This is a genomic window from Spirosoma fluviale, assembly GCF_900230225.1.
In the GTDB taxonomy this organism is placed as follows: domain Bacteria; phylum Bacteroidota; class Bacteroidia; order Cytophagales; family Spirosomataceae; genus Spirosoma; species Spirosoma fluviale.
The window spans coordinates 244665-270543 of sequence record NZ_OCNH01000007.1 but is presented as its reverse complement, the minus strand read 5'-3'; the positions used below and the strand labels follow the sequence as shown (position 1 = coordinate 270543).

Genomic DNA, 25879 nt, shown 5'->3' with positions numbered 1-25879 from the left:
CTCATCCCGCTCGCCCAATGAAGTCTGCTACCCGAGGCTCGCCACGAAAGGGCCTCAACGATCCGCCCAGTTACTGCTGAATCCGGTTTCCGGTTCGTCCTGAAGCGAGTCGTCATCATTCAGACTGTATAAAGGAATACCCCAATGAGTTGGGTCAGGTAGTCCCTGTTCATGGGTAAAGGGAAGTACAGGCTACTAGGGAAGATCAACTCCCCCCGCGCCGGGTCGGCACCGGTGCAGACGCTTCAGCGTAGAATAGAGCCCTTTCCGCAAGCCATACTGACGCAGGGCCAGTTCGGCGTAGCGCGAACAAGAGGGTTCGTAAACGCATTCTGGCCCTACACCCGGGGCTCGTTTGGTGCGATACCACTTCAGAGCCCGCACACTCAGCCGCAGCCACAGGGGGCCGACCGGAACCGAGAGTCCATCCACCTGGGTATCGGTGGGCGTTGTTCCGGTCAGGGAACGCAGGACGCTGACCTGTTGCTTTTCGTCTAAAATCAGTTTAACCCGTACGCCATTAATGGTCACCAGGCGGGTTGCGTGTGGAGTCATCGCGCGTATCGTTTGTGCGTGGGGTGTAATAAGGCGATGAGTCCAGTCATCTACAAGGGGGGCACGCGGTTATTTCGTCAGCGGTAGGTAGGGCCGCCGATGAACCCTTGTCGTTACCCGGTTTCAACCGACGTTGACGACTCATTCGGTCCGTCCCTGACAGTTCATCGATAACACCGTTGGGTTTTGCTAGGGATTTACACCATACCCCTGCAATCAACCGCTTTGCTCAAGACGGCAAAGGCGCTGATGACTAACGGAAGCTTCTCCTCCACAAAGCAGGTAGCAAGCTCAGGCTAGTTGACGCTGAGCAGGGATAAAACCCGGGTAATCACGTCAGCATCGCACAGGCCGTGGGGGCATGTGCCACGCAGGGTGAACCGGGCTTACGGAATCAACGCATACCATACTCTCTGTCTTAGAGGGCCGCTTTTTTGAGGGGCGCTGCCAAACTCGGCCATACCCGTTGTTTTTAAGACAATAGACGTGGCTGTCTGGTATGTCGTATGCGACGAATAGTCGTTGACAGAAAGTAAATTAGCGTCTCCGCAAACGCCCCCTCTTGAGACGAAGTGTTCTCATGTACCTGCTTCTTCAATCTGGAGTTTATTTTGATGGCCTGTTTTACCCGCTGTCAAACGCTGTCCGTAGCATACAGGATCATCAGTCCAGGTTTGGCTTGTCTCTTGGTGTCACTACTCTCTCTTCAATTCGTCTTAACAGGTGAACCCGCTCCAAGCAAAACAGGAGCTAACAAGCTCCCCACTATGTAAGCGACGGCTTAACCTAACGCTCACCTAGACAACGGTATTGACCGGTGGCTAAACAATGTGCTAACGGTGTGGAAAATACTTGTTCATTCGTAGGAATGACACAATCTTGATAACAAAGCCTGACCTGATATGCAACGAAATAGCTTCCTGAAAGCCGGTTTGGCAACAGCAGCCTTTCTGGCTTCTCCTTTCTCGTGGGCAGCAGACGCCCTAAGAAACTACCGAGTGGACAAAGGGTTTAAAGTCGATGCGGGGAAGGACCGATTTGATCATCCTATTTCCCTTTTTGAGGGCGATACCTTCATGACCAAAGTATCCACTAAAGACACCAATGGGGATCTGTATATGTATGAATCCAGTCGTGTTAAGGAAGGGGGACCAGCTCTCCATACCCACTTTGATCAAGATGAGTTATGGTATGTGTTGGAAGGCGAATTTTTAATTAAAGTGGGGGATGTCATCCATCAGGCCAAGACGGGTGATACGGTATTTGGCCCGCGCAACGTACCGCATTGTTTTGCTAAAATTGGCCCGGGTGCTGGCCGGTTATTGATGAGCTTCCAGCCCGCGGGTAGAATGGAAGAATTTTTTCAAAAGGTAAGCGAAGGCGTGTTGAAACCGATGAGTGAAGCCCAACAGGATAAGTTCCGAGAAGACCATGGCTTTAAACGAGTCGGTCCGCCAATCAATCAGTTAAAAAAGTAGGATAGGTGGTTTTTGAAGATGGCTGGTTGTGTTCTTAACCTTACAAAAAGGCGCCCCAGTAAGACTATGGAATTTGCCTATATCTGCTTCTTATAGCTTCCCTACGAAGAGCGAAATGATTGTTTCAGTTGAATAAACCACCGGCTAAGTACTTCATACCTGAATCACAGGCAACAGTTGCAACAATATAGCCCGGACCTAACTGGCAACCAACGTCCAACGCAGCGGCTACATTAAGTCCGGTTGAGGTACCGGCAAAGATACCTTCACGAGCCGCCAGCAGCCGCGCAGTGTCTCGAGCGCGTGCTTCGGGTATTGCCCGGACCTCGTCGTAACTTGCAGCCGACAAAAGCGGGGGAATAAAACCTACTCCTACTCCATCAACGCTATGACTCCCTTTGACTCCCTGCGTCAACAGGGGTGACTCGGCAGGTTCTAGAGCTACTATTTTTATTTCAGGCCAGGCCTGCCTTAATTCCATAGACACACCTGTCAGCATGCCCGCCGTACCAACAGCCGCTACGAAAGCATTGACTGGTCCTGGACACTGCTGGCGAATTTCCAGCCCCATTTTGCGGTACCCGGCGATAGCATCTTGGTTTTCAAACTGGCGCGTCCAATAGTTCTGGGGATGTTGGCCTAATTCCGATGCTATGCCAATCATACGAGGAATCAAGTCAGGCGTTATCCGGCCACCCTCGCTAGCGACAATTTGTATATCAGCGCCCAGTGCACGCATCGACTGTAGTTTCTCTTGAGCAAACGCATCCGATGAAATCACCTGGAAGCGATAGCCTTTCACCGCACAAACAAAGGCCAAAGCGGTGCCGGTACTTCCGGCGGTGCACTCCACTACGGTCATACCGGGCTGAAGCGTACCACGTAATTCGGCTTCTTCAATGATGGCCTGCGCCATGCGATCTTTAAAGGAACCGGTTGGATTCAGATACTCCAATTTAAGGTATATAGCAGCACATTGTGGAGGAACGATGTTGCGTAACTGCACAAATGGCGTGTTGCCAATGGCGGTGAGCGCACTAAATGCTGGTGAAGGCATAATTTATGGCTTAACAAGTAGTTAACAAGAATTAGACAGCTTGTGCGGGTAGTGTGACACGCCTAACCACAATTGGTCCATTATCAGAACGTGAAATTGCCTTAGTAAACGCTACATCAAGATTTAGCCCTATTTTATATATGTATGTTGTTCAAAGTACACAACTTAAGGGTAAATACTCATCTATTGTTTTTCACGTAAATGGCTACTGCTTGAGACGACAGAGTCGCCATGCATATGCTTTAAGAAATGGTGTTTTAAGAGAAAAACACGCTCAACCAGCAAAAACCCCTTTAGCGGCAACCGAAGGTTAAACTACCCCAATAACTTTGCCAATCCGCTTGTTTGGTGTCCGCATAAGGCACCATCTGTACCAGGCTGACCATATTGTTGCCCGCTTTGATGGCAAACCGAACTTGTCCGTTTTTATCGCTTTGTTGTTGCTGTTCGGTAAAATCAGACGGAGCCGACTGCTGGCTGGATGGCCGGTTCCAATACCGCACCAGCGCACCGGCTAAAGGTTTATTTTGAAACAGAACCGTCAACTGAAGCGAACCGCCCGGCTTTAGGCGATAAGGATTCTGGGCCGGTATAATTTCCAGCGGCATACCCGTGTTGCGGCTGTAGGTCTGATCGTTGGTCGTCAAAGGACCGACCTGGATTAGCGTTTTAACGCATCGTCGATAAAACTCCCGGCTCCGTTTCCGGGTTTGATTGTGTTGTTTACGCCATTGAATGACTGGATCTAAACCATCCTCTTTTAAGTATAAAAGGAAGCTGTCAGCCCGCATTTCCAGGTATTTATTCGTGTTCGCTAAAGCGATCAAATGGGTGCCTGGTGTTGATAGTTTTACTGGTACCGAGCCGTAATGGCCCTCTGTAAGCTGGGGTGCTATATCTTCTTTGGTATTGCCAAACCAATGCACATATTGAATAATTCGGTTTTTCTTACCCTCTGAGCGTTCACCCTGAAAGTGCTCGCCTACCAGCACCTCAACCGGAACAAGCTGTCCCGGCTCGGCAAAAAAGGTGTTGGGTTGTAGCCAGAACTCATGACCATGAGCTAGAAAAATCAAAAATAGGCTAAATGAGAAGAAGAGGAAGACTCGTTTCATTTGACAAATCTACTTATTGGAATGATCGACAAACATTCTACCCTTCGTTTTCACTGAATTAATCAACAGGACTTTGCGGAATTAACCTATGCCTTCCAAATCTCGCAAAAGGCTCCCTAATCTAAGACGAATGAGCTCTCATTTATGTGCTTGTTATATGTGGCGTTTAAGTGGACAACCTGTTTTAATGGCCGTCTAATACAATCCGTCCCGTACCGTATGATTCGGACGTTATTCTGAACACCGATAAACTAAGACCAAACAGGGCATTCTAGGGCTCTAAGGCATCTTCTTCTTCTCAACCCGCCAATTTGGATTCTTGGATAGACCCGCAGGTTCACCGGTAAACAACTGGCCAGCGGCCTGATCCCCTTTTAGTTGCCATTGGTACCAGGCGGTGGCAACCTTGGCAAATTCACCCCCGTGCGGCTGGCTGTAAGTTCCACCATGACCAACGTCCATATTGGCCATAAAAACCGGTACATGATTGATTCGTTCGTAATCATTCATGCCATTGGCATAGGCAATATCCTTTTCTCCGCCCAGCATATACAGGGTTGGCGTATGGAGCTTACCCAGGTTTTCTTTGGTCAGGTTGGGCATGGCGCTCCTCCCATTGCCAGGCGTATTAAAAATACCGCTATTGCAAACTACAACAGTGCTTACTCGGGGATCAGCGGCCACTTCCAGCGTTTGTAAACCACCGCAGGACATGCCGCTGACGGCTACTTTGGTCACATCTAGTTTCTGGTAATACGGACTCTTTTGGTCTGAATTCTGGGCAACCGCCCAAGTAATGGCATCGAGAAGCTGAGAAGAGGTCGATTTTCCACTTCCCTTTTCACCTTCCAGGGGCATGGGGCCGATCGCCACGACTAAAAAACCATACGAAGCCACCTCAGACAAAAAGTTGACATGTTCCCAAGGGGAATTAGCACAGCCACCATTCCCCCAGGCAATGATGGGCAGTTTATTGCTTTTGTTAAAAACTCCCAACTCTTTTGGCCGAAATACCGTGTGCGTGGGTAAGGTAGTTTCGGAGAACATCAGGGCCTTGTAAGGACCAGATCCACCATCCTCAACAACTCTTGAAGCCACTTGAGTGGAGATAACTTGTCCTTGGCTATCGCTAAGACTGAAAGCACTCAACAAGTGAATGGACAGGAACGCAACGACTAAAATTTTCTTCATCATCAGTATTTACAGTTGAACGTACCCCTCAAATAAGCCATCTCTTACAAAAACCCGGACCGAGCAATCCACCAATATATCCTGGACTAATCAAACCCTGCCTGGACAAACCATTGACTGCATTACTTTCCTGAATTGAAAGACAATCCACCGCCCCTGATACTATATATAGCAATATTTTCCCGAATTGGTGTCTGATAATTAATTAAACGGGAAAGCATTTGGTATTCCTAGTCCGTAGCTTGGAAACGATAGTTAGCCTAGATTTTTCAGCGGTCTGTAAAAAGAGCATGTGAGCGAAAGTAGTTGCGCGCATTTCCTACGTTACGGGTTAAGTCTCGGCGGTAATTCACCAGCTATTTCAAAAGTAAGCAGCCATTGAAAAAGTAAAATTCTCAAAAAAGGCTCATTCTTGAGACAGGGCGAGTGTTCATGTATCTTCTTCTCGAATCAGGTGTTTTGTGAACTAGTAGTAGCCCGAAGTTTAATGCTTTGGCTATTCTATAAGAGATTACACAACAGAAAAACTTACGCTTCACGTTATTCACCAAAGTTGATAGCTCTAAATCTGGATATGAAAAATAGTTTAACCTTAGTAGCCTTTTTCACCCTTTCAGGTTTATCGGCATTCGGTCGGTCAACGACCTTTAGTAGTAAGCTAGATTCGGTTCCCGCTCAACAACGATTTCACTTCAAGCTGGCGGCTGATAGTAGCCCAAATCAAAAGCAGTGGGCTAGTGTGTTTTTCTATCCATCCAGGAGTCAATCAGGCAATGAAATCAGTCTGCCCATCGGCTTTAATCAAACTACGGTTCGGGTCAGTTCGGGGGATCGAGTGCTTCAAGTCGACGAGGATTACGTGTTCATTCCGAATGCCAATCGAATCCGAGTTTTAGACGAAGAGGCTCTGAAATCACAGCAGCCTATAAAGATTAGGTACGAAGGAATAGCGAACCCAGTTAACAAACGGCTCACTTTAGGTTATAGGCCGTAGGTGATCATAATGGCTTTTACAACAAACTTCCAGCTCAAAAATGAGTCTAGTTACAAACAGGTGAATAACTGATTATGAAAACACTTACAACCTGGATAAGCTTGCTAGTTGCTACAGCAGGTTTTGCTCAGCAGAGTCCAATCAACGGACAAGGAAATTCAGTACCCAATATTGATAATATGCCCGTTCTCAAGGGTCGTGGCAGTGCATTGGCTATGCCAACCCGAAATGGAAAGGGGGAAGCTACTCCCATGCCGAATCGACCTATGCCAGTGCCTACCGGTTCGGAAGAACAAGTTGCCACAAGATTGAAAGCGTTGGGAGAACCACTAAAGCACTGGCCAGCTGATTCATTAAATTGGCTAAACCCTGCTATGACCCTACCTGGCAGGAAGAACTAAACTCTTACCTTTCCTCTATTGGCTAGCAGGAGTGGCAATTTATACTCTTGAAATAATCTCTTTACATAATCACTCAAGTGTGATTATGTAAAACTACTAAACAGTCAAGTGAGCTTGGCTTCTATACTCCCTTCTAACACCGTACCACAGAAAGAAGATAAAAGGGGATAAATAAACGACTGGCTTAATGAGGCTTGCATAAGAATAGGTTCTTAATAGAGAACTGTACTGACCATCTTGTAGATTCAGCAAGTTGTTAGTCATCAACAATAGGCTCATGGCAATGACGGCGCGAGGGAACGCATAGCCAACGTGACCAATTTGCATATACTGGTTATGGGTTGGCAACTTATAGAACAGGTGGCTAAACTTTCCTTTATCACCGAAGTAAGCCATTGACAAGTAATTCTTTATGTTGTCAGCCCCTGCAATCTTAGCAGGTCTATACTGGAAGTAGTAATAGTAGTTTCCAGACAGGATAATGCCTGTCAGTAAGATGTTACTTATAATAAAGTCGGTCCATCCAAACCCTAATCGAGTTACGAGAATATTCGTTTCTTCAGCCAGATCAGGCGTAACTAAGTAAGTGGTGTATAGATCGCCAAAGCGAGTTAGTAGCAGCAGAGCTGTTACAAAAACAAAGCTGTTTAGCCTACCCATTTCTGTTTTATAATCTGCTGTATGTTGGCCAAAGAACGAAACCTGAGGCTAGTTACTTATGGATTAGCCGTCTTAGTAGTCGCTCTTAACCGTAGCCTATCTTCTCTTCATGGCTTACTGGTAGAATTGACTACTCAGATAGTTATAGCTCAAGGCGCAGTGTTCTACAATATGGCCTGCTTGGTCCAACACGACCAAAACCGTTTCCCCCTTTCCTCCGCCCTGGCTCAAGTGAATTCGAACATAGTTCCTGTCTCCTAAACGGATATGGTGAGCAATCGTTAACCGCCGGGCATTCCGCTTGACAAAGGGCCACGGCATTCGGGGGCGAATCGCTTTAGGAAGATGGACATAAAAACGATGCGCCACATTTTGCTGGTAAAAACTTGAATCCGCTACGTTTTCGGCCTGGATGCGCTGCTGAACCCGATCCAGATTGGTCATCCCCTGGAGGGAATAGCATTTACGGGCGAAAGGGGCCAGTAAGGTAGCGTCTTCCTCAACCAAGCCTGTTGAGTAGGCCGTTACATCACCATACGTTTTTGACACCAGCAAACTGTCGACATAAAAATCCAGTGCCAATTGCTCGTAACAACTGGTGTGCCGGGCTAGCTCGTCCTGGTGGGTTTGTAGAAATGTGAAGGCTTTTTCCAAGCCTGGATCAATACCTTGCAGCATGTCGCTACGGTGATGAGTAACGGCTAGATCAACCGGTACGCCTTTGGCTTCATAGCTCACCCGCTTGGCGCTCACCATTTGGCCGTTGGAGAGGGACTTGAGAGTTATTATAAATCTCCTTAAACGCTTCCTCCTGAGACGAATAGCAATTTGAGTATGTATCATTTGGGCGTTCAAAAAGACAAACTCAACTTGTGATATGTCCCTTGATCGAAACGTATCTCCGAAGGTAAAAACGCTTGTTGCGAATTGAGTCAACCCGTACACAACCCCAGTATTGTTTTCTGCGTCTTCGCTTTAGTAAGGCACTAGTTTACAGCTACGATGAGGAAAACTTTATTATTTCTACTGCTTGTTTTCTGTGCCGCTTGTAGCACTACCCGACCCTTTAGAACCAGTGATGGCAAGAGGATACCCAATAGTATTGCCCAAGTCCGACGACTAAAAATCAATGGCAGTAAACAATTTCTCACCATACGGGGAGCCGATCGAAACAAGCCTATCTTGTTGTGGCTCCATGGAGGGCCTGGCGGGGTAGCCATGCCCCTGTATATGCACCATAGTGCCGCCTTAGAGGAGCAGTTTGTGGTCGTTTACTGGGATCAGCGTGGATCGGGAAAGTCGTATTCCCCTCGTATATCACCAGCCAGCATGACACTGGATCAGTTTGTCAGCGATACCCATGAGTTGACTTCCTGGCTGAAAAAGAACTTTCATCAAGATAAACTATTTTTAGTGGGACACTCTTGGGGCGGTTTCCTGGGCTTACATGTCATTAGCCAACACCCTACTGATTACGCGGCCTTGGTGGCTGTTTCCCCCATCACCGATGGCCCACGCAGTGAACAGGTATCGTATGAGTTCGCCTTTCACCAGGCTCAACAACGAGGGGACACCGCTGGCTTTAGTACGTTAAAGCGAATCGGCCCACCGGTAAACGGCCTCTACCAAGGTGGATTTGACGCGACCTTGCAAGAACGAAACTTAGTCCAAAAATATGGGGGCTCCTATCACCAGAATCTAGGGGGAACATTTTATCGAATCCTGTGGCGATCCAAGGAATATAACTTATTTGATTATTTGAAAACCAAGAAGATCTACCGGTTAAACTGGCCGATGGATCATGCCATTTGGCCCACGATTGATTTGAAACGGCAAATTCCAATGGTCAACGTGCCGATTTATTTTTGTCTGGGTCGTCATGATCATCATGTCCCAGCCACGGTGGTCGCCGACTATTGCGCATCCTTGCAAGCACCCGTCAAAGAAGTGATTTGGTTCGAGGAGTCGGCTCATCATCTTTGCTTTGAGGAACCCCAAAAGTTTCATGCCTTGCTGAAGGAGAAGTTACTAGGGATTAAACCTAATGTTGTACGGGCTTCCGATAATAAATAGGCTATTACCCTATCTCACTAAAGGCTCCTGTCTGAGAAAAAACAGCGTTAATGTTTGTGCATCTCAAACCGGGCGTTTACTGAACAGTCGTTGATGTCATTTTACAAACCCACAATCAACGGCCTACGTTTGCAAAAATCTATCCGCCTATCGGTGAAAGAAATATGGACTGTTTGACCATAGAATGTGGGTAAGCAGGGATGTCGGTTTCGGTGAGGACAAACTATTCCTTTTTTTATTTCTGGCCCTACTTGCACATATTTGATATATCAATTAGTTTTGTATCCATATGAACGTGTTTTCCTTAGATGACTCCGTTGGCTACACCATCAACATCATTGCCAATCTGCTGAAACGGGAACTCAATGACGAGTTCAAGCGAGAAGGAGTGGAGGTGATGGCCGAGCAGTGGGCACTGCTCCTGCGCTTGCAGGAGCGAGCGGGAATGAACCAACTCGAGTTAGCCCAGGCTACCTCACGAGATAATGCGAGCATAACTCGATCCCTGGTCGTCCTGGAAAAAAAACAACTCATAGAACGACAGCAAGTCGATCAGGACCGTCGCGATAAGTATCTGGCCTTAACGCCGGCGGGTCAGGCATTGGTACCACGAATGGTTGCCTGTGCCCAACAGGTGTTAGAGCGAGCCACCCAAGGAATGACAACGGAGGAGGTTACGCTGTTCAACCAAATCATTCGAAAAATGATCGGTAACCTGAGTTGATAAAATTTACTTAATTAATTGATATATCAAATACTTCTATTGTGAACCGCCGAAGCCTTTCCCAAGTCCACGCTGCCGCTGGCCTAATCGCCTGGTGTCTGATCGCCAGTTTTTTTATCGGCTCGCTCATTAGTGAGCTCTCGGGTAATCCGACTTGGATTGTTGTGGTCAAACGAACCATCTTCTATAGTATGTGGGCGATGGTGTTGCTGGTACCCGTAGCCGCCTTGACGGGCAGGAAGCTGGCCGGAAAGTCATGCAACGTTGTCGTTGTGCGCAAGCGCAAACGCATGAGATGGATAGCCCCCAATGGGCTGTTACTGCTGACATTGGGTTCCTATCTCTATTATAAAGCCAGCCAGGGCCAGTTCGACCCGTTTTTTAGGAGTGCCCAGCTCGTCGAGTTAGCCTTGGGATTGACCAACCTGGTCTTATTAGGGTTGATGATTCGGGACGGATACCGCCTGAAGCGTCGGTATCTAGGCCAGCTTCCATAAACCCACCGGCCAACTTTATCTTAAATTGTATTCTGTTGAACTCGCCCCTCATAGGGGCATACCCAGTTAGTTAACCTTAATCAATCAAATCAGATGAAACTAGTATTGAATAGTTTAGCTGTTATTAGCTCGGGTATGTTTGCCGGGGTACTGTTAGCCATCGGCGTGTTGCTGGGTGGTTATTGGAAGGGGTTGTCAGCTGTGGCCTTCCTAGATTCCTTCAACACATTCTTGCCCCTAGTTCCCCGCGCCATCGCCGTTGGTTTGGTTGCGGTGGTGGGTCTTATCGGTTCGGTCTGGTTAAGCTGGGAAGAAAAAGAGGTTCGTACGTTGTGGTTGCTAGCAGTAGGCTGTATCGGGATTTTATTCATGCTTACGGCGGCCTGGTTCGCCCCGACTAACGGCCAGTTTGCGGCTCGGTCGCTGCCTTTAGATCAAGTGTTGGCCAAACGGGATATGTGGCTGATGCTCCATAGCTTACGCATCGTGTTCGCTGCGGTGGCATCTGTCTTGGGGATCATCGCCGTTAACCGCTGAAGACTAAAACTGCTGGTGTTGTAGGCAAGCATACGGTTGTTTATTAGTAATCACATTAACTAATGGAACCAACCGTACTGTGTGACAACAATATACATATTCTCAAAAATCGCTTCATTATTGCTACAGGGCCTTTTTTTTTATAGGCAATTGACGGATGGTGTACGAACCGACTAACGTACCCTACTTTGTGGATCGGTGTAGCCAGTGCAGGAAATGCAGAGACAAAGCCATCGTTTATCCTTGGCCACGGCCTGCTTGATTGACCTCAACCAGTTCCCCAGTAGGTTAGTCATCGATTAAAGGCTACCTTTGACTATGAGTCAACCTACATATACCTCTATCCCTGATACCTCGGATAACAACTACTGGGCAACAAAGTCTGAGCCTGGCAATATACGCAGCACCACGTTTGTACCCAGAGATAAAGAACTACACCAGCAACTAAAGATTAAGGCGTGGGTCCTAATTCAGGCTTCACTCAGGAAGAGTAATAGAAAAGTAAGCTACTAAGTATGCTCCATCAGCCTTTCTGGCTTTATAAGATAAGCTGTATAATCGACAGTCTCTAGTTGGCTTCGTAATCAATAAGCGGGGTCAAATCACGGCCGCCCTCGCCTTTCATATAACCCGGCTCTTTTTGCTTTTAAGGCAAGGAGAGTCGGGTTTTTAATGGGGTCTGAGGTAGTACTGGACACTTTTGGGTAAATCTAAGAAAAGTCACTGTGCCGTACCACCGGAGCGGTAACTAAAGATAACGTATGCGACTAATTGGGCTTCTTTTAGTAAATGGACCGCTGGTACTGTCGTGAAAAACAAATTTTGAGTTATGATATTTTCAATATCTTTGACTCATCCAAAGGACAACTCCACTACGGCGGATTGATCCTGTGTAGTCCCGCTAGTCGGGACTATTTTTTTGGCTTGCTGCGTATAGTAAGTAGCATCATAAGCCGTATCATTTTTCCAAAGGGCATAACACAAGGTCAAGAGCTTTTTTTGGACGGCCACATACCCTTTCATTTTGATGTGAGTACGGCCGAGAACGCGTTCAAACAGGGCTTGACAGGATGGCTCGCCAAACCGAACAGCATTGAAAGCGGGGAGGGGTAAGATTCGCCTAATTCGGCCGCACGGGTGGCTCCGTGTTGCCTTTTTTTGAGATTTTGGTCTTACCCGCCCGTTTTCCCGATTGGTTCTCCACCATATGATAACCGCCCGGCGGCCCGGCCGCAAAGCTGACCAGTTGCCGAAGGTTATCGAAACCTTCGAAGCCATTGGTTTCGGCGATGAGGGTGGCTACCGATAACAAACCTAAGCCCTTAATTTTGCTCAACTGCTCTATTTTAGCCTGTAGGAGCGGATCTTTCCCTAACAGTTTAGTGATTTGTTGGCCTATCTGGTCCAGCTGTTGATCATACAGCTTGACTAGTTTATCCAGTTGCTTAACAATAAAAGTATCCACTTCCTGACTATGTAGGATCGAGTGCTTTTGATTGGCCGACTGGATTTTTAATCGCACCGGCGACCCGGTCCTGTAACCGTTGATGCTGACGGGTCAGCATGCGTAACGTATAAATGTTTTTGGACAGCGGTTGCCAGAGAGGTAAACACTGTTCTAGACCCATTTGGGCTAGTCCACGCGCATCAATCTTGTCATTCTTAGACAGCGCCGGCTGCCCGGTTATTACCAATGCTTTTCAGGTAGTGCTTAGCTTTGTTTGGTAAGATGATACTAACGGCCAAATCCTGCTGGAACAAAAACCAAGCTAGCTGTTCATGATAGACACCAGTTGACTCCATCAGGTACCGCACAGGTACTGTTTTGTCTTGGCAGTGTTTGCTGACCCAAGTCAGCAGACTGGCAAAAGCAGTGGCTTTGTTGCTAACCTTACTACTTCCTTTCACCGTCACTTTTCCCGTGGTGTCAATCACGGAAAGACAGAGTTGCAAAGAATATTTGCTCACATCAATCCCTACACAACAGCGTAATAATGTGGTTGGCTGGGTGGTTTTCTGGCTCATAATCAGGTAGTTTAAATTTTCATTTATGCCTGACCGCTTTTCTCGAATTTTGCACATACATTCGGACCGCCGATGCGGCCGGATTGTAACGGATTGTTACATCCAAAGGTACTGTTCAAGTTATAGAGAAAAATAGGGTAAGCAGATAGACCAGCGGTCCAACATCACCTCAATTAGGCGTGTCAACGGCGAAACCCAGACTGCTGCCTACCCCTGTCAAACAACTACCTCAAAATTGTACTTTTTCTGAAAACCTCCAATCAAATCAAAGATATGAACGGCGGACCGTGCGAATTCACTTGTCATTCGCGCTCCATCAGCCACTTGAGTCCAATCTCGATAGACCACCTTTCCGGTTTTGATATTGAGCCGCGCCACGGTGGTCATCGACAGCGCTTGATGTGGAGGAAAACTTGGTGACCTCGAATGGGAAAGTCCTGAACGGTAATGGTGGGGAAAAAGCCTTTGGAGAGTAGGTTTTTTCTCTTTGGGTCTTGCTGATCGGCATTTTTCTCGTCGATGTGTACCTGAAAGATGCCGTTCTGGCGGTCGATGGATGTCAACTCGAAATCTTCCAGAATGAACTCAGACAACAAAAACTGAATGATGGGTAAAAAACTCTCCAAAACAGTTAGGTTTGATTCAAGTCACAAACCTAGAAAAGTACAACGCCCTCCACAACTTTTGGTGTTGATCCAATGTACACCAACAAAAAAGCCCTTACAATTTTTACATTGTAAGGGCTTGACTTTCAGTGGCGGTCCGGACGGGGCTCGAACCCGCGACCCCCTGCGTGACAGGCAGGTATTCTAACCAACTGAACTACCGAACCAACTTTTTGACTTCCGGTTGACCACAACGGCGGACCGTGTTGCCGTCTTCCTTTATCGTGGCACAAAAGTAGACGTTTATGGTATTCAGCGCAAGGGTCAGGCTAAAAAAAAAACGTGACTGAATCGCCTTTATGTGGCTATGCGTTGGGAATCAGTTGGTTTATGAATCAAAAAATTTCAAATAATTTTTGATGCCTCAGCTTTATTTACCTGTTGCCTGCCTGATCGCAGTGATTTCATCTGGATCGTAAGGGGTTCCGTCCTGCTTAAACACTTCATGGAACCAGATTGCCGGCTCACGGCCATTCACATAAGGCTTTTGCCAGCTATCCCAGGGCATGAATGTTTGCGTTTTTCCCGCTACAAATCCCCAATTGATCATCCCAACTTTGGCTTTTTTGGCAATAGGCAGGTGACTCTGGAATTTGCTGTTGACTCCGCGGGCCATGTATTCCGTACAAATAACCGGTCGACCGAAGGAAAGCATAGCGGGGATCGTTTTTTCCAGGGTTTCAGGATTAGAGTACTGGTGAAAGGTAATAATGTCTGAGTTCTCCATTTGTACTTTTTCCATGGGTGTCCATTTCGCCGGGTTTTGCCAGTCTTCCGGCGTCCGGTATACCCAGATGCCCGAGGTTAGCGGTTGGGTGGCTCCAGCCGCCCGCGCCCACTCAAAAACGTGGGGTAACAGGCTCGTAACAATAGCGATTTTCCGGGTCTTGGGCACCTCTGTTTTTATAGTGTGGTTCTGCCCATAACTGTTATCATTGGTGTTGTCAGGCTCATTCCAGACGTCCCAGGATAGAATGCGCTTGTCCTTTTTAAAGGCACCTACTACGCCCTTTACGTAGGCTTCCAGTCGAGGATACTGCGATACGTCTGTTAGGGCGTCGGCTCCCGGACTTTGTACCCAGCCTGAATTGTGGATTCCCGGTGTTGGCTCATGCTGCTTACCAAGTTTGGGGTTAGGGTCCCAGCAGGAATCGAATAAGACAAGCATGGGCCTGATTTTATGTTTGGCGCAAATGGCCAGAAACTGATCGAGCCGTTTGGTGAATCCGGCCGGGTCCTGCCAGAGTAGATCGTGTAGAAAAACCCGCATGGTGTTCATGCCAATGCTTTCGGCCATGGCTAATTCCTTATCAATAGTGGCCGGATCGAAGGTTTCGGCCTGGAACATTTCCAGTTCGTTAATGGCATTGGCGGGTGCGTAGTTTGCTCCCACCAGAAAGGGCTCTTTGACGTACCAGGCGTTCGCTTTGGTCGCCGACCAGCGGGCCGCATTACCAGATTGCTGCGCCAGCGAAAGGGTGGAAATAAACAGAAGTACTAAAAATGATAAACGCTTCATGAGTAATAAATTGGGCTTGTAAGTGGTAATGATTTATGTAGAACACGAGGTGAACGGACTATTCGGCCGGAACCGGCATGGGCTTTTTGCGGACGGGCTTGCCAAAGTTGGGCGAGCCGTCGGCATTCCACGTAAATGGCTGGATGTGGGGAGCGCGTTTGTTGCCGCAGCCGTCTGTTGCCGATGGGTTGGCGTGGTAAATCATCCAGTCCTGTTTGCCATCGGGTGAGCGAAAAAAACCACCGTGGCCAGGTGCCCAGACGTCGTTTTCGGGCGATTGCTCGAAAACAGGAGTTGGGCTCTTTACCCAGTTTTTGGGATTGAGCAAATCGCCTTTGCCCGTAAATGTTAAAAGGCCCATGCAGTAGTCGAGCCAGCAGGCATTGGCCGAATAAACGATGAAGAGCTTGTCTTTATTCACCAGGAATTCGGGTCCTTCGTTTACGTATATTTTGGGGACTTCGCCATTCTTCTGCCAGTCCTGCGGTACATCGCCGTGCATTTCCCAGGGCTGATCGGGCTGCGAGATTTTTACCCGTTTGCCATCAATGGTCCATGGGTTCTTTAGCTTAGCCATAAAAATGTCCTGTCGCCCGTTGGTTGCTCCTTCCCAACCCGACCAGGCGGCATACAGTTTCCCCTTGTATTCGATCACCGACATATCGATTTCCCAATGATCGTCCTTATCCCCAATCTTTCCTTTGAGTGTCCACTCGCCCTGCATAGGGTCAGGGGAGGGGTTTTCGATGACCCACACGCGGTGCGACAGATTGTTGACCGAATCGGCCGAGAAATAGATGTACCAGTTCTTATTGAAGAAATGGATTTCGGGAGCCCACAAATCCCGCGAGTAGGGCAGTCCGGCCGGGGGCGTATAGATGACTTTACTTTCGGCGGTAGCAAGATCGGCTACGTTTCTGGTCTTCCAGAGGGTGAGGTTCCGGCCGGTGGTATTCATGTAATAATACCAGCCGTCCTTCTGCAACACCCAGGGGTCGGGGCCGGACGATTTTACCGGATTTGTAAAGGTGCGCTGGGCCAGCAGTGTATGGACTGAAACCAGAAACAGTACAAGAAGAAGCAGACGTTGGCTACCGTTCATAGAGCAGAGAGAAGAGTATAATCAGATAAAGAGAAAAAAGAACTCTTTTAACCCTTGGTCTCCCTATTTCTTTCTACCGAATGGTGCTTCGTCCGTTTACATTGAACGTCGATACGGGGCTGGGAGCCGCCGTAGGCTCATCGTCGGCCTTGTTTGGTGTTAAACCGGGGGTAATTCGTTTGCTGCCAAATAGACGGTTAAACGAACGTGTATAGAGTAAGCTCATACCGCCACCCGTCGTGATAGTGCTGTTCAGGCTGGTTTGGCTCAGGATACTTTGCTGATTGCGGTTGTAAACTTTGGCTCGTAAACGCCCATCCGATGTGATAAAGTATTCCAGCGTCCACTCGCCAAGCAGACTGGCCGCGTTGTACTGACTCTGACCATAGGTAAATCCGCCATCCCGGCTAATGCGTAATCGGTCGTTCAGCAGCCGGTACGAGAATCGAAGCTGAAGGTTATTCAGCAGATTCTCATTCTGCGTGCCGCTGGTAAACCCGCCAAACGATACACCAACATCCAGGTTTTCGTTGAGGTTCGAAGCCAGACGGCTGATTTGGTTAGAGATCAATTCACTCACGCTGTTGGCCACTCCCGTGTTTACCTGACCCTGGTCGAAAAGATTAGTGCCCTCAGAAAGCAGCTGATTGAACAGCAGAACACTACTTACCTGGCGGGTAAGTTCCTGGTCATTGCTTTGAATCCGTGACTCGAAGGCCGTAACTGCCTGCCGGAAATCGGATGAGGAGGGGTACTCTTTAATATCCAGATCGTAGCTAATCGCAGGGGCACCCAGTTCGCCGTTTAACTTAATGACCAGATCGACCGGATACCGTCGGGTCTGATCGGCCCGGCTCGATGTGCCACCGGTGTAGAGCAGGGGGGCCAGCGACGTGTATTGGGTATAGGCAGCCGTTACATCCAGAAGGGCACCGTAGGGGTCGCCAGTCCAGGTAATGCGGCTGTTCGGCCTGATTTGAAAGCGTTTGTTAATGATGTTCTGGAAGGTGAAGGTGTACTCTCCCTTCTGAATATCATAATTACCCGTCATCGTAAAGTCGCCTTTGGTATCCACTTTCATGGCTACGCGTCCCTGTCCATAGGCGCTGATGATATCGCCCGTTTGCCGGTCGAGCTGGATTTCGCAGTAGGCATCGGGGGTGATGTCGAAGTTGAAATCCATTTGAATTCTCGACAAATCAATTTCATTGTCGGACTTTGTAGCCGTCTGGCTTCCTGGTTTGGTAGGCGTCAGGCTGGCGGTACGGTCAACAAACCGAATTTGCTCGTCGGCCGCTACCGATGTGGCTCCGTCCAGTGGAATATAAATTTTGGTGCCTCTGTTGCTGGTAACGTTGGCCCGAATGGTCAGGTTATCCGTTGGTCCGAAAAGCTCCGCCTTGCCCGTTACGACCGCCTGCCCGTAAAAGGCGTCATTGTCCGGAGAAGCCGTATTCATGATCTTGAAATTCCTGAAATCGGCATCGAAGTCGAGCGTAAACGAACGGAACCCATTGTGGAATACGCCCCCACGCAGCAACGCGGTGTTGCCCTGCGGATCGCGCAGGGTAAGTTGCCGGGTAACAATTTCGTTTTCGCCAAAATAGATTTTGTCGTTGAAGCTGAAATCGGCTTTCAGGTAATCGAACCGGCCACGGCCTCCTTTTATGGCTACTTCGCCTTTTAGAATTGGCATGGCGGGTTTGCCGGTAACGTAAACAATGCCGCTGGCAATACCACCAAGCCTGGAAAACAGGCCTTTTGTAAACGGCTCCAGCAATGCCAGATCGGCGTTGTTGACGGTGGCGCTCAGCGCCAGCGGATTCGTTTTCTGCTGGGGGGTATAGTTTCCGGACAGAATGACCACATCGGCTCCATCGCGGTTCACGCGGGCGTCCACATTGAGCCGCTGCGCTTGCTGGTCCCATTCGCCCTGCCCCCGAACGTCGCCAATCAGGGCGTTTTCGTACGCAAGGGCTCTTACAGACAAGGCGCTTTCAACAATGGGTGTATGGTATAAATCCCGAATAGCCATCGACCCGTTAAGCGTACCGCCCAGCGTGGTATTGAGCAGAGAGTTGAGCGAGGACAGCAAAAAGTTCTGAGCTTCTATGGCCAGTTGCTGCGAGGAGTCTGCCGAAATTTTACCCGATGCCTGAATAAGCTGATTTTCATTAAGCAGCGAGAGGTCCCGAATGGTGTACTCGTCGCCAACTTTCCGGATCAGACTTTGCGAATTGAGGGTCCAGTCGCCGTCCAGCACCCGAAGTTTCGATTGGTTGAATGTTAGATCAATCGCATCGCCCTTAAAGCGAAGTTCGCCGTTCAGGTCGGCCCGGTTCACGTACCGGCTGGTGCTGTCGGCCTGTTCAACCCGGCTCGTAAACTCAATGTGGTCGACATCCCAGAAGGCCTCGGCCTGGAGGTTGCGCGTGGGCAGAAGCGACGTGAATACCTGCCGTTTCGAGGAAATAATGGCCGATGCCAGTACGTCCTGCCCGTAGGTGAATTTGGACGTGGTTAGGTCGAGGTCACTGGGACCAAAGCCAATTTTTCCGAACCGGAGCGAATCTGTTTTCACCGTTGCCGTCAGAAATGATGTATTGTCGACGGTAAAGCGTCCTTCCAGACGGGTATCGGGCGCTATGTACACCTTCGATTTCAGGAAGTCCAGTAAGGGGGCACTGTTTTTTGAGATAAACTGGTAATCAACGCCGTATCGCTCCGTACCGGTCGGCTCCGTTCTCTTCGAGAGTCGAGTAGCCTGCTGTTGTTTCTGCTCGTAATAGGCCTTCATACCGGCGGCATCGCCATTGAAATAAAGCTGGTATTCCTTTGCCAGTTTCGTCAGGTCATCAATGGTACGCTGGGGTGCGAAGGTACCCTGTAGACGGGTAGTGAGAAAGTCGGAGTCGAGGTCGAAATACCGCTGCGTACGGGCAGAGTCGGGACTGGACCCGGTGTGTTTTTCGATGGATGAGGCCAGCGTGAGTTTATCGACGGCCAGCGTGCGCTGGGGCTGGTTGAGGGTCAATGTCGAGTTGGTAAAGACTGCCTGCCCAATAATATCATCGAGCTTACTGCCTTCCAACTGAACATTCAGATTTGTTTGAATCTCCAGGGAATCGCGCAGATAACCCAACTCCCGCAGATCGGCGTGGCTAATGGTGCCGTGCAGATCATAGCGATTGCGGGGACCGCTCAGGTTAAACTCACCATCCAGATTAAAGGCCACATGTGGGTCCTGGACAGCTAGCTGACCCTGAAAAATACCCTGTTGTAAGTTGCCCCGTGTCGTGACATTCCGGTATTGATAACCCTGCCAGCCAAACTGACCGAAATTTCCGTCGAAATCAATATTGGCCCGTTTCAGGTCGGTTCCCCGGCCGGTCATCTGGCCTTCTCCGTCGAGTTTGCCAAACTGGTCGGGCTGGTTTAACAACTGGCCAAGGTCTAAATTTTCGCCTTTCAGCTTAGCCGTGTAGGTCGTCAAATCGGCATTGGCCGGCAGTTTCAGCGCGAGGTCGCCGGTCACGCTGCCAATGGCTGTCCGGAAAGTTCCTTTGGTTTTAAAATCATCGAAGGCCCCCACAAACGTGGCGTTGAAGCCAACGGTGCCCAGCTTTTGAATGGTCCTGTTAAACGACGAGTCGGGATAATACTGGCGAATATCGGCCATATCGACCAGCGAAGGCGTAAAGGCGAAATCGACCGTTGTGTGATCCATGTCGGGCAGACCTTTCCAGGCTAGATCGCCCGCTAACTTACTACGACCATTGGGGCCGAACCGAAGATCGGTGCGCCGAAGCTGGAAATCGTTGACCGTACCGGTGAAGATGCCGCTCAGGAGCCAGGTTTCGTTCAGCCCCCGCATGTAGTCCGAGAAGAAGCCCAGGTCTTTCGACTCTACTTTGCTGTCGCGGAAATTAGCGTACAGCCGTACCCGGCTATTGAAATCACCAAACGCCGATGGTTTATCGTAGAGGAACGTCAGTTCGTTTCGGATAATCGAGTTACCGATGTGGGCATATAACCGCCCAAGCTCCATTTTGGTGTTGCAGTACAGGAAATGCGTGTCGAGCTGCCGTATTTTTATCCGCGAGTCGCGGTCGATTCCCGACAGGCCCTTTGCCACGAAGGCAATGGTATCGCCCAGCACCAGGAAGTTGCTAACCTCGGCGTTGAGATGCTGGAGCGTGAAGTGGTTGTAATCGAAGTTCGCCCGGTTGTGCATGAAGGGTTCACGCGGGTCTTCGAGGGTGTAAGCGCCGTCTACCAGATGAATGTGGCCAATGGTAAAGGGCACATTCTGATTTGGAATACTCGGCTTGGTAGGGTCGGAGGTGAGCTGTTCGATGCGGGCAATGAAGTCGTCGAGATTGGTGTCGCCGTTCGTCAGATTTTTGATCATTTTGACGTCGGGCTTGTACAGCACCACTTCATCCAGATGGATATTATGCGCCGATGAATCGAGCAGATTTTTGAGGTTGTAATCGGCATCGAGCCGTTTGACCGTGATCATGGGCCGTCCCTGCCGATCGTTGATCTGCACGCCTTCGAGCGTCAGCGAGTCGAACCATTTGATCGAAACCCCGTCGATCGTTACCGGAAAAAGGAGCTTCTCCGAGAGCCAGTCAGCGCCTTTCTGAGCCAGGCGTGTCTGAACGGCCGGAACCTGGAGACTCAGTAGAATGCCCAAAGCCAGACCCAGTACCGTGAGGACAAGGTAGAGCAGTGTTTTGAGAAATATGGCGAAAAACTGACGCATCCGGGGCGGAAATGCTTAATCTACAACAAATAACGAAAATTGACTACACCTTAGACACTATAAACGAGTGAACGGTTTAGTCACAACTTGCATTGTTCTTTTTGTAGAAATCATTATCCATTAGTTTTGTACAGTGAATATTTTAGCCATTGAGTCTTCCTGCGACGAAACGTCGGCGGCTGTGTTAGTCAACGGGCATATACTATCGAACGTAATTGCCACCCAGTTAATTCATGAACAATTCGGAGGAGTTGTCCCAGAATTAGCCTCAAGGGCGCACCAGCAACACATTTTGCCGGTTGTTGAGCGGGCATTAGCCGACGCAAATCTACCAAAAAGTGAGTTATCGGCCATTGCGTTTACCCGAGGACCCGGTTTGCTGGGTTCTTTGCTGGTTGGAACGTCCTTTGCCAAAGCTCTGGCCCTGGGTCTGAATGTCCCGCTTATTGAAGTCAATCACATGCAGGCGCACGTATTGGCGCATTTCATTGAAACGCGCCAGCCGACCTTCCCGTTTCTGTGCCTGACGGTGAGTGGGGGCCACACGCAGATCGTTCGCATCGACACACCCCTCGACATGACCGTTATGGGGCAAACGCTGGACGATGCTGTGGGGGAGGCCTTCGACAAATCGGCAAAATTACTGGGCTTGCCCTACCCCGGAGGGCCGTTGATTGATAAGTATGCCAAAGAGGGTAACCCCCTGGCCTATAAGTTTCCGATGAGCGAAATGCCCAATCTGGATTTCTCGTTCAGTGGGATTAAAACGGCTATCATGTATTTCCTGCGGGATAATATGAGAGTCAATCCCGAATTCATTAACGAGCATCTGGCCGATATTTGCGCCAGTATTCAACACACCTTAGTGCAAATGCTACTGGCTAAGCTGAAGCGGGCCGCCCGCGAAACGGGAATTACCGAAATAGCGGTGGCTGGCGGTGTATCGGCGAATAGTGGCCTGCGAACGGCACTGACGAAACTTGGTGAAGAGCAGGGTTGGAACATCTACATTCCCCAGTTTGAGTACTGCACCGATAATGCAGCCATGATTGCGATGGCCGCAAAATTCAAATACGAGCAGGGCGATTTTACACCCCAAACCGTGAGCCCGCTGCCACGAATGAGCATGTAGATTTGTAAAAAGACCATGACGATCTCAGAACTATACATTTACCCCATCAAGTCATTAGGTGGTATTTCGCTGACCGAAGCGATTGTCGACGGAAAAGGCTTTCGCCACGACCGGCGGTTCATGCTCGTTGAACCGGATGGAACTTTCATGACCCAACGCACCAACCATCAAATGGCGCTGCTCGACGTAGCCATTCAGGGCGATACGCTGCGCGTCTGGCATCGGCACCACCCCGACAATGTCCTTGAACTGCCCATGACCGTGCCTGAGGTGGAATCGGTAGAAGACCGGGAGACGCTACATGTCACGATCTGGGATGATAAAGATGTACCAGCCCTGACGGTAAGCGACGAAGCCGATCGCTGGTTTTCGGGCGTTCTTGACAAACCCTGCCGACTGGTGTTTATGCCCGAAACGACCCATCGCCCGGTCGATCCGGCGTATGCCCGGCAGCAGGACGCGGTTAGTTTTGCCGATGGCTATCCCTATCTGCTCATTGGTCAGGCTTCGCTCGATACGCTGAATCAACGACTCGCCGAACCCATAACGATGCAGCGTTTTCGACCAAATATTGTGGTTGACGGCAGTTTGCCTTACGAAGAGGACGCCTGGAGTCAGTTCCGCATTGGGGAGACGGATTTCTATGGCGTTAAGCCCTGCGCCCGTTGCGTGCTGACGACCATTGATCCCAAAACGGGCCAGACGGGTAGAGAGCCCCTGCGCACCCTGGCGACCTATCGCCAATGGAAACACAAAATCCTGTTTGGGCAGAACGTACTGACGAACCTAACAGGCGAATCGGTTTTTTTACGGGTTGGCCAAGCGATCGAGGTAGTCGAGCGGCAGGAACCGTGGCTGGCTCCGCCGGTTTAGGTTTAAGCCGACTTTCAAAACCCTGTCCATTCCTGTTGGTTCTAGACTTAATTTTTAACGAATATCTTTTGCTTACGCTTTTACGTAGCCTGTATTACCTGAGTTTTCCGGTCGTGATCGGGGCGGTGTTATCTAATCGGATGGCGGCCCGACTGTCGGACGTTGATCCGGTACATTGGGCTACACCGATTGTACTCGGCCTGGTTGTTTTCATCATTTATACCGTCGACCGCCTGCTCGATGTAAGAAAGAATCGCATCGACGCGTCCAGCCAGCCTCTCACGGCGCGTCACGCGTTTCATCAGCAACGGGCACCACTCCTTTGGCGAACTGTCGTCGTAGCCGCTCTGTTGGCGCTTGTTCTGACGTTTTTCCTACCCGAAAGCGTAATTCGGTTCGGGGTTGTCGTGGGCGTTATCTGCGCTATTTACGTCGGCGTCGTATTTCGTTTACCGACCCGTCACCCGGCTTTGCTGCTCAAAGAGCCTCTGGTGGCCATCCTATACACGGCGGGGGTGTGGGGCAGCATTTGGGTGCAGCGGCCTTCGATCACCTCTGTTGATGTGGTTGAAGGACTGATGTTTCTGGGAATAGCATTTCAGAATCTTTTACTTTTTGCCGTGATGGAGCAGTTACAAACGCCGGAGCAACCGCTGTTTTCGCTGGCAACGGCCTGGGGACTGGAAAACTGCGGATCAATTATACGCTGGCTGACTTTAGGGGTTGTTCTATCCGCCTTCGCCATTTGCTTTTTTACTTCCGATCGATTTGCCCAACGGTCGGCGCTGATGCTTTCCCTAATGAGCCTGACGCTATACGGTATTCAGCGGTATCCGGCTTACTTTCTCAAGCATGAACGATACCGTTGGCTTGGCGATAGTGTTTTCTGGATGCCTGTTCTGGTTTTATAATCAATCGGTGACTGGCAAACTTAGTTTGGGTAACAGAAGTGTAGCAAGTGTCCTGAAATAGGTAAATCTTTGCGCCATGAAAATCGAACACCTGGCCATCTGGGTCCGCGACCTGGAGAAAATGCGGACATTCTACGAAACGTATTTTGCCGCTTCGTCCAACGATAAATACGTCAATACGGTAAAGGGATTTTCTTCGTATTTTCTCACATTCCCGGCGGGTGGGGCGCGTCTGGAGATCATGCAAATGGCGGGTATTCCGGATTCACAGAACAACGCCCTCGCGCAATTTACCGGAATCATTCACTTTGCTTTATCAGCAGGAAGTGAAGCTGCGGTCGACGCGCTCACTAACCGGCTACGAACCGATGGGTTCGCCGTTGTGGGCGAACCCCGCCGAACGGGTGACGGCTACTACGAGAGTGTGATCCTTGACCCGGAAGAAAACCGGATTGAGATTGTGGCGTGAGTTGATGGTGTATTCACGAACTTTTGTATGCGTTTTATTAACATACGTAGGGCAGTACACGGGCTAAAGACCGTGGGTACGTTTATAGTCGGTCGGTGTCGTTCGATTTTGTCTTTACGGCGATCGATTTGGCGGAAACCGTCTCTTTAACATCCCGTTGGGTCAGGATATTCAGGATGATTTCGGTCATGTACTCCCGTTTATTAAAGACGATGTCGTGCCGGTTTTCGGGCAGCAGAAACTGTTTTACCCGTGCGTTGACCAGATGGTTCTGGGCAAACGAAACATTGGTTGGGTAAACCAGTTCGTCCCGCTGGCCGTGTAGCATGGTAATGTTGGCCCGGACCTTTGGCCAGTCGGGCAAAATGGCTTCCAGCGCCCGCCGGTGCGCCAGTTTTTCGTCATTGGCCAGCCGAAGCAGTGGCGGCACGCCCCAGTGAATAAGCGGACTATCGGCAAAGTAGCTGATGGGATACGTCCGTTCGAGACCCGGCCCGAGGGCGGAGGAAACAAACACCACATGATCAACGTAGTCCGGATTGTTCATCGCCAGACGTGCCGATACCGAGCCGCCGTAGGATGAACCGACGATCATGAGGTAAGGCGCGTTTTTGTATCGGTCGATGAGTGGTTGCAGCAATTGAGCCTGCCGGATAATGGATGTTTCCACGCGCCCGTAATCGGAGTAGCCGTAGCCCGGCCGGTCGACGGCCACCAGACGAGCCCGGTTGAGCAGGGTAGTATCTTTAAAGAACGCGTTGAAAAAGGATAGTGAACTAGGCGCTCCGTGGACAAAAATCACTACCGGCAATGTCGAATCAGCCGGAGTGGCCGGTGTTTCTATAAATCGAATGGTTCGGGGGGCGTCGTCATGTTTAACGCCGGTGGCATGCCCGCTGCTAACCTGATAATAATGCACCGTTGGCTGGATACGCTGGCCTTTAAATTCATCAGCCAGTTCCTTGTCCGACTGGCGGGAATCAACGAACCAGGCAATGACTAAGCCGCCAACGACGAGTATCAATACCGTAAGAGCGGTCCAGCTAAGAATACGTTTAACTAATTTCATAATACCAATGGTGCAGCTAACGAACTCCACATAAATGGCTAAAATGGTTTAGCCTATACATCTT

At 49.5% G+C, this 25879-nt stretch carries 23 protein-coding genes and 1 tRNA gene; 11 read left to right on the top strand and 13 right to left on the bottom strand.

Going from position 1 to position 25879, the window contains the following annotated elements; all coding sequences use genetic code 11:
• Positions 1-195 precede the first annotated feature (195 nt).
• Entirely contained in the window at positions 196-555 is a 360-nt protein-coding gene (yidD, locus tag CRO74_RS27715) for a membrane protein insertion efficiency factor YidD (protein WP_097130929.1), read from the bottom strand.
• A 902-nt stretch (positions 556-1457) separates the two neighbouring features.
• Here yidD and CRO74_RS27710 point away from each other — a divergent pair.
• Complete coding sequence (locus tag CRO74_RS27710) at positions 1458-2033, top strand: cupin domain-containing protein (RefSeq protein ID WP_097130927.1); 576 nt, start codon at positions 1458-1460, stop codon at positions 2031-2033.
• A 124-nt stretch (positions 2034-2157) separates the two neighbouring features.
• Here the strand turns inward: CRO74_RS27710 and CRO74_RS27705 are convergent, their stop codons facing one another.
• The 3 genes from CRO74_RS27705 to CRO74_RS27695 form a co-directional block, all read right to left on the bottom strand.
• Complete coding sequence (locus CRO74_RS27705) at positions 2158-3090, bottom strand: PLP-dependent cysteine synthase family protein (RefSeq protein WP_097130924.1); 933 nt, start codon at positions 3088-3090, stop codon at positions 2158-2160.
• A 293-nt stretch (positions 3091-3383) separates the two neighbouring features.
• On the bottom strand, positions 3384-4205 hold the full coding sequence (locus CRO74_RS27700; RefSeq protein WP_097130923.1) for a DUF4198 domain-containing protein: 822 nt from the start codon (positions 4203-4205) through the stop codon (positions 3384-3386).
• 279 nt (positions 4206-4484) lie between these two features.
• Positions 4485-5399 carry a poly(ethylene terephthalate) hydrolase family protein gene (locus CRO74_RS27695; protein ID WP_218840242.1) on the bottom strand — a complete coding sequence of 305 codons (915 nt, stop codon included), beginning with the start codon at positions 5397-5399 and terminating at the stop codon, positions 4485-4487.
• 571 nt (positions 5400-5970) lie between these two features.
• On the opposite strand from CRO74_RS27695, the gene CRO74_RS31740 reads away from it, so the two are divergent.
• A complete protein-coding gene (locus tag CRO74_RS31740; protein WP_097130921.1) occupies positions 5971-6390 on the top strand; it encodes a hypothetical protein in 420 nt (139 codons plus the stop codon).
• 74 nt (positions 6391-6464) lie between these two features.
• Positions 6465-6791 (top strand): hypothetical protein, encoded by a 327-nt coding sequence (locus tag CRO74_RS27685; RefSeq protein ID WP_097130919.1) that lies wholly within the window; start codon positions 6465-6467, stop codon positions 6789-6791.
• Positions 6792-7565: 774 nt separating this feature from the next.
• Here the strand turns inward: CRO74_RS27685 and CRO74_RS27675 are convergent.
• Complete coding sequence (locus CRO74_RS27675; protein WP_097130915.1) at positions 7566-8207, bottom strand: hypothetical protein; 642 nt, start codon at positions 8205-8207, stop codon at positions 7566-7568.
• A gap of 246 nt (positions 8208-8453) precedes the next feature.
• On the opposite strand from CRO74_RS27675, the gene CRO74_RS27670 reads away from it, so the two are divergent.
• The 4 genes from CRO74_RS27670 to CRO74_RS27655 all read left to right on the top strand — a co-directional run bounded on the left by CRO74_RS27670 (position 8454) and on the right by CRO74_RS27655 (position 11282).
• Positions 8454-9524, top strand: coding sequence for an alpha/beta hydrolase (locus CRO74_RS27670; RefSeq protein WP_097130914.1), 1071 nt, complete (start codon positions 8454-8456; stop codon positions 9522-9524).
• Between the two features lie 289 nt (positions 9525-9813).
• Entirely contained in the window at positions 9814-10248 is a 435-nt protein-coding gene (locus tag CRO74_RS27665) for a MarR family winged helix-turn-helix transcriptional regulator (protein WP_097130912.1), read from the top strand.
• A 41-nt stretch (positions 10249-10289) separates the two neighbouring features.
• Entirely contained in the window at positions 10290-10745 is a 456-nt protein-coding gene (locus CRO74_RS27660) for a hypothetical protein (RefSeq protein WP_097130910.1), read from the top strand.
• Between the two features lie 93 nt (positions 10746-10838).
• The gene (locus CRO74_RS27655) at positions 10839-11282 is read left to right on the top strand and encodes an anthrone oxygenase family protein (RefSeq protein WP_097130909.1); all 444 of its coding nucleotides are present in this window, start codon (positions 10839-10841) and stop codon (positions 11280-11282) included.
• Between the two features lie 1120 nt (positions 11283-12402).
• Here CRO74_RS27655 and CRO74_RS32150 read toward each other — a convergent pair.
• The 7 genes from CRO74_RS32150 to CRO74_RS27620 all read right to left on the bottom strand — a co-directional run bounded on the left by CRO74_RS32150 (position 12403) and on the right by CRO74_RS27620 (position 21361).
• Positions 12403-12747 carry a transposase gene (locus CRO74_RS32150; RefSeq protein WP_245878005.1) on the bottom strand — a complete coding sequence of 115 codons (345 nt, stop codon included), beginning with the start codon at positions 12745-12747 and terminating at the stop codon, positions 12403-12405.
• Positions 12748-12944: 197 nt separating this feature from the next.
• Positions 12945-13307 (bottom strand): IS110 family transposase, encoded by a 363-nt coding sequence (locus CRO74_RS32145; protein WP_245878004.1) that lies wholly within the window; start codon positions 13305-13307, stop codon positions 12945-12947.
• A gap of 383 nt (positions 13308-13690) precedes the next feature.
• The gene (locus CRO74_RS27640) at positions 13691-13933 is read right to left on the bottom strand and encodes an ISAon1 family transposase N-terminal region protein (RefSeq protein WP_245878003.1); all 243 of its coding nucleotides are present in this window, start codon (positions 13931-13933) and stop codon (positions 13691-13693) included.
• 129 nt (positions 13934-14062) lie between these two features.
• A tRNA-Asp gene (locus tag CRO74_RS27635) sits at positions 14063-14139 on the bottom strand.
• A 203-nt stretch (positions 14140-14342) separates the two neighbouring features.
• Positions 14343-15491 carry a glycoside hydrolase 5 family protein gene (locus CRO74_RS27630; protein ID WP_097130905.1) on the bottom strand — a complete coding sequence of 383 codons (1149 nt, stop codon included), beginning with the start codon at positions 15489-15491 and terminating at the stop codon, positions 14343-14345.
• Between the two features lie 58 nt (positions 15492-15549).
• Complete coding sequence (locus tag CRO74_RS27625) at positions 15550-16593, bottom strand: glycoside hydrolase family 43 protein (protein ID WP_097130903.1); 1044 nt, start codon at positions 16591-16593, stop codon at positions 15550-15552.
• A gap of 73 nt (positions 16594-16666) precedes the next feature.
• Positions 16667-21361: a translocation/assembly module TamB domain-containing protein gene (locus CRO74_RS27620; RefSeq protein WP_097130901.1), complete on the bottom strand. Its 4695-nt coding sequence runs from the start codon at positions 21359-21361 to the stop codon at positions 16667-16669.
• A 133-nt stretch (positions 21362-21494) separates the two neighbouring features.
• Here CRO74_RS27620 and tsaD point away from each other — a divergent pair, with 133 nt between their 5' ends.
• The 4 genes from tsaD (at position 21495) to CRO74_RS27600 (ending at position 24746) form a co-directional block, all read left to right on the top strand.
• On the top strand, positions 21495-22493 hold the full coding sequence (gene tsaD, locus CRO74_RS27615) for a tRNA (adenosine(37)-N6)-threonylcarbamoyltransferase complex transferase subunit TsaD (protein ID WP_097130899.1): 999 nt from the start codon (positions 21495-21497) through the stop codon (positions 22491-22493).
• Between the two features lie 15 nt (positions 22494-22508).
• Entirely contained in the window at positions 22509-23366 is an 858-nt protein-coding gene (locus CRO74_RS27610; protein WP_097130897.1) for an MOSC domain-containing protein, read from the top strand.
• Between the two features lie 68 nt (positions 23367-23434).
• A complete protein-coding gene (locus tag CRO74_RS27605; protein ID WP_097130895.1) occupies positions 23435-24277 on the top strand; it encodes a hypothetical protein in 843 nt (280 codons plus the stop codon).
• A gap of 76 nt (positions 24278-24353) precedes the next feature.
• Positions 24354-24746, top strand: coding sequence for a VOC family protein (locus CRO74_RS27600; RefSeq protein WP_097130893.1), 393 nt, complete (start codon positions 24354-24356; stop codon positions 24744-24746).
• A gap of 82 nt (positions 24747-24828) precedes the next feature.
• Here CRO74_RS27600 and CRO74_RS27595 read toward each other — a convergent pair whose 3' ends face one another.
• On the bottom strand, positions 24829-25815 hold the full coding sequence (locus CRO74_RS27595; protein ID WP_097131150.1) for an alpha/beta fold hydrolase: 987 nt from the start codon (positions 25813-25815) through the stop codon (positions 24829-24831).
• Positions 25816-25879 lie beyond the last annotated feature (64 nt).